This is a genomic window from Sphingomonas sp. (assembly GCF_031372575.1).
In the GTDB taxonomy this organism is placed as follows: domain Bacteria; phylum Pseudomonadota; class Alphaproteobacteria; order Sphingomonadales; family Sphingomonadaceae; genus Sphingomicrobium.
Genome location: NZ_JANMLM010000019.1, coordinates 1 through 4687, shown reverse-complemented (window position 1 = coordinate 4687; position 4687 = coordinate 1). Strand labels below are relative to the sequence as shown.

Sequence of the window (4687 nt, the reverse complement as noted above, 5' to 3'; positions counted from 1 at the left end):
TTCTCCCTAACTGGCGGCGGGCTGCATCTCGGCGATCAATTGCATGTCGATCCCCTTGCCGCGCTGGTATGCCTCGCGAACGGACAGCCGCTCGCCATAATCAAGGAACGGCTGAAGCGACGGAAGAGTGCCGAATTGCGTTCCCCACAGCACTTGGCTGCCGACATAGACGTCCGCCGCCGTAAACCGATCGCCGCACACGAACGCGCGCCCTGCCAGATGGTCGGCAAGCGTGCTCACCGCGAGGTCGTAATTGCCATAGCCGAACATGCGGCCTTTCTCCTCGCTCGGGTCGAAGCCGTTGGCCTTGTTGGTCACCGCTTGCTCGATCGGCCCGGCGGCGAACAACAGCCAACGGTAATAGTCGGCTTTCTCTTCCTCGCGCGGTCCCAGCCCAGCCTCCGGAAATACGTCGGCGAGGTAAGCGATGATCCCCGCGCATTCGGTCACGGTCCTGCCGTGATGGACGATCGCCGGAACCTTCATCATCGGATTGATCGCGTGATACGCCGCGTCATGCATCACTGCATAATCGACGATCTCGCTGTCGTACGGCTGGCCGACCTCCTCCAGCATCCAGCGGACAATCTGCCCGCGCGACATCGGGTTGGTGTAAAATATGATGTCGGCCATGGCGGCTCCTCCGGTTAGCGCCGGTCGGCGGCGGTGCGGTCCCGGGCAGCGCGGAATTCGCTGTCCTGGCTCCAATTGGGCCATTCGCGGCTGTTCGCGAGCCGCAGCCCGAGCGCATGGAGCAAGGTCGCATCGGCGATCATCCCCGAATAATCCCAGTCGGGCGACCATTCATCGTCGGGCTGGTGGTAATATTTCGAAGTATAGGTTTTGCTGAATTCCTCGGAGCGCGCGACCCCGCCGTTGAACAGATTCTGCCCCGGGGTCAGGCTGATCGCCGGGATTCCCGCCTTGGCGAAGGTGAAATGATCCGAACGGTAGAAACCGCCGGTCTCGGGATGCGCATCGGGGGTGTAGGTCCGCCCGAGCTTGGTCGCTTCCTCGATTAAATCGTCGAGCAGCCCGAGCTTGGCCGACCCGCGGATCGAATAATCACGCGCCGCGCCGACCACGCTCATCACGTCGGTATTGAGCATGCCGACCGTCTTGCCCGCCGGATAGAGCGGGTTGGCGGCATAATATTCGCTGCCCAACAGGCCCTTTTCCTCGGCCGTGACCGCCATGAATACCATTGACCGCTCTGGCCGGGGTCCGACGGCAAAGGATCGCGCCTGCTCGATCAGGTGCGCGAGGCCGGTGCCATTGTCGATTGCGCCATTGTAGATCTTGTCGCCGTTGGCGTCGGGCAGGCCAATGCCGAGGTGGTCCCAATGCGCCGAATAGATGACCGTTTCATCGGGATGGGTGCCGCCGGGAAGGATCCCGACGACATTCTGCGAGGTGATCACTTCGGTCCGCGCATCGCCGTGGACGTCGAGCCGCGCTTTCAGCTCGACCGGGCGGAAATCCTTCTTCCGTGCCGCCGCTTTCAAGCTCGCGAAATCGAGCCCGGAATCGGCCACCATCCTGACCGCCAGGTCGCGCTGGATCCAGCCCTCCAGCGGGGGATGTTCGGCCTTGGGATCCTTGCGGACGATGTCGAACATGGTGTTGGTGTTGCTGTTCTTGACTGTCGCCCAGCCGTAGGAAGCGGGGGCAGTTTCGTGAACTACCAGCACGCCGGCCGCGCCCTGCCGCGCGCCTTCCTCATATTTGTAGGTCCAGCGGCCATAATAGGTCATCGCCTTACCGCCGAACTGACCTTCGCCGCCTTCAAAATCAGGATCGTTGACCAGCATTACGATCACTTTGCCGCGCACATCGACGCCCTTGTAATCGTCCCACCCGCGTTCGGGCGCCTTGACGCCGTAGCCGACGAACACGACCGGAACGCCGGTCAGGTTGATTCCCTGGTCGCCGTTGGTCGGCGCGCGGACCGCGATGTCCTCGCCCTGAGTGAGCACAACGGGTTTTCCGCCAAGCGTCACGCCGATCACCGGCGTCACTGCAAATTCGGACTTGAGCAATGGCACCGGCTGGGTCCACGTCCGCTGCCCATCGACGATCGCCCCGCCCGGCTGGAGCCCGGCCTTGGCGAACTGGTCGGACAAATAAGCGACGGTCTTCGTCTCGCCCGGGGTATTGGGCGCGCGGCCTTCGAATTCGTCCGATCCGAGAATTCGGATATGATCCGACAGTCGCGCCCCGTCGAACGCGAACGGCGCCGCAGCGGGCGCGTCGACGGCGGGCGTCGTGGCGGCACAGCCAGTGATCGTTAGGGACAAAATGCTGGCGAGGCCGAGCAGCGGAATACGCGTCATACCAATCTCCTGTGAGTCTCAGCCACCCTAACGCTTCGGGCCGCTTCCGCTAGCGTTTCCGATACTTATCGAACCACGCGATGATGGCCGAGGCCTTGGCCGCCAACTGTGACGGTCGCGCCGCAATCCCGCCATGGCTGGCGTCGGGTATCTTGACCAGCATGGTCGGCACGTTGACCAGTTTGAGCGCGGTATAAAGCTGCTCGGACTCGCTTACCGGGGTGCGATAATCCTCGCTTCCGACAACCACCAGGGTCGGCGTCTTGACCTTCGCCATCAGGCTCAATGGTGAGCGCGCCCAATAGCTTTGATAATTCTCCCACGGCATTGCGCCCATCCAATAGGGGCCGAAGAACGCCGGGCCGTCGCTGGTCAGCGCCATGCTGGTCCAGTTGATTACCGGCTTCTGCGATGCGGCCGCCTTGAACCGGGTCGTCTTGCCGATGATCCACGCGGTCAATATCCCGCCGCCTGATCCGCCGGTAACGAACAGATTGTCGGGGTCGGCCAGTCCGCCAGCGATCGCTGCATCGACCGCGGCCATCAGGTCATCGTAATTGCTGCCGGGATAGGTTTTCTCAATCCCGTCGGCGAACTTCTGGCCATAACCGGTCGACCCGCGCGGGTTGGTATAGAGCACCGCATAACCGGCAGCGGCGTACAATTGATAATCGGCCGAGAAGTGCGGGCCGTAAGCGGCGTAAGGCCCGCCATGAATCTCGAGGATCATCGGATCGGGCTTGCCATCGACATGGGTTGGCGGGAGTACGATCCAGGCCGGTACGCGGCCGCCATCCGGTGCGCTGACCGCAATCTCGCGCACCGGCCCAAGTGCCTTGCCCGACAGGCTAAGGTCGTTGAGCCGGGTCAACTGGCGCGCCTTGCCGCCACTGCTCACCATCAGCTCGGCCGGGCGGCTAACGCTGTCGCTGGTGAAGGCGATGGTGCCGTTGTTTGCGACACTGAACGAACCGCCGGCATAGGGCCGGTCGAGCCCGCTGCCGCCGACATCGTGCGTGATCGGCGTCACCCGCCCATCGAGCCCGATCCGCGCCACGGTCGTCTTCCCGCCTTCCTCATAGGAGGCGACGATCGACCGTCCGTTGGCGCTCCACGCCAAGGCGTCGATCGATCGGTCGAGCGACGGCGCGACCTTGCGCACACTGCCGCCGCCTGAGTCCATCACGTACAGGTCGGACTGCTCATAGCCTTTGAGATGATCGTCATAGCCGACGAAAGCGATGCTCCGGCCGTCGGGGGAGGGGCGCGGATCGCCATCTGGGCCCTTGCGGCTGGTCAGCGCCTGCGGTTCCCCGCCCGACAGGCTGACGCGATAGATTTCGCTGTCATTGGCAATCAATTCCCAGTCGGGCTTGCGCACTGCGCTGAACAGGATCGACTGTCCGCCGCGCTCCCAATGCGGCGCGCCGTCATGATAGGCACCGAAGGTCAGCTGGCGCGGCGATCCGCCCAATGCATCGACCATGAAGATGTGGTCGAACCCCGCCTTGAGATAACCGGCGCCGTCCGCGCGATAGGTGACCTTGTCGATGATCTCGAGCGGCTTGCCCCAAACCGCGCCTTCGGGCTTGGGCGGCGCGGAGCCTAGCTTGGGGCCATCATCGGGGACGCTCATCAGATAGGCGATGCGGCTGCCGTCGGGCGACCATTCAATCGCCTGCGGACTGTCGGGCAGGCTGGTGATCCGCACGCTTTGCCCGCCGTCCATCCAGCGCACGAACAATTGCGGCGGGCCGCCTTCCGCGGTCGATCCATACGCCAGGCGCTTGCCGTCGGGCGACCAGGCAGGGCCGAAACTGTCGCCGCTGCCAGCCGCCACCGGGCGCTGCTGGCCAGTTGCGACATCGACGAGCCAGATTGACGATCGCGCCTTGTCGGTCATCACGTCGTTCGACTTGCGGACATAGGCGACCTGCCGCCCGTCAGGGCTGATCCTGGGATCGCTCGCCATCGCCAGGTTGAACAAGTCGCTGCCGGTGAACGCCGAACTCGGCCCGTTCGCCGGTGCCGCAACGCCAGCCCCAGCCGAGCTCACCAACACCACGCCAAGCGCGACTCGCCATGCCTTCATACCGTCTCTCCCCGTTTGCCGCGGGAAGGAAGCAGATGCGTCGGCGATTGGCTAGTCGGCCGACTTTGCCTTGCTCTTGCCCTTCGTCTTCAGTGCCTCGGACGATGCTTTTGCGGCACCTCGCACCTTGGACGCCTTGGGCGGCGCAGAGACAATTTCGAACGACGGCTGGTTGTCCTTGATGCGGACCTTGACCTCGCCGCCGTCGACCAGTTTGCCGAATAGCAATTCCTCGGCCAGCGGTTGCTTGATCTTCTCCTGC

4 protein-coding genes are annotated in these 4687 nt (G+C 63.7%); all 4 read right to left on the bottom strand.

Annotated elements, in window-relative coordinates; translation table 11 throughout:
* Positions 1-6: 6 nt before the first annotated feature.
* Positions 7-633, bottom strand: a complete 627-nt coding sequence (locus RMN73_RS01710) for a glutathione S-transferase family protein (RefSeq protein WP_309601590.1) — start codon at positions 631-633, stop codon at positions 7-9.
* A gap of 14 nt (positions 634-647) precedes the next feature.
* Positions 648-2333, bottom strand: a complete 1686-nt coding sequence (locus RMN73_RS01705) for a M28 family metallopeptidase (protein WP_309601589.1) — start codon at positions 2331-2333, stop codon at positions 648-650.
* 49 nt (positions 2334-2382) lie between these two features.
* Positions 2383-4425: a S9 family peptidase gene (locus tag RMN73_RS01700; RefSeq protein WP_309601588.1), complete on the bottom strand. Its 2043-nt coding sequence runs from the start codon at positions 4423-4425 to the stop codon at positions 2383-2385.
* A gap of 51 nt (positions 4426-4476) precedes the next feature.
* Positions 4477-4687 (bottom strand): hypothetical protein (locus tag RMN73_RS01695; RefSeq protein ID WP_309601587.1); only part of this gene is annotated, 211 nt, incomplete at its 5' end.

Excerpts from the sequence above, each read along its gene's own strand:
- RMN73_RS01710 (WP_309601590.1), bottom strand. The coding sequence starts at position 633 with ATGGCCGACATCATATTTTACACCAACCCGATGTCGCGCGGGCAGATT.
- RMN73_RS01705 (WP_309601589.1), bottom strand. The coding sequence starts at position 2,333 with ATGACGCGTATTCCGCTGCTCGGCCTCGCCAGCATTTTGTCCCTAACG.
- RMN73_RS01700 (WP_309601588.1), bottom strand. The coding sequence starts at position 4,425 with ATGAAGGCATGGCGAGTCGCGCTTGGCGTGGTGTTGGTGAGCTCGGCT.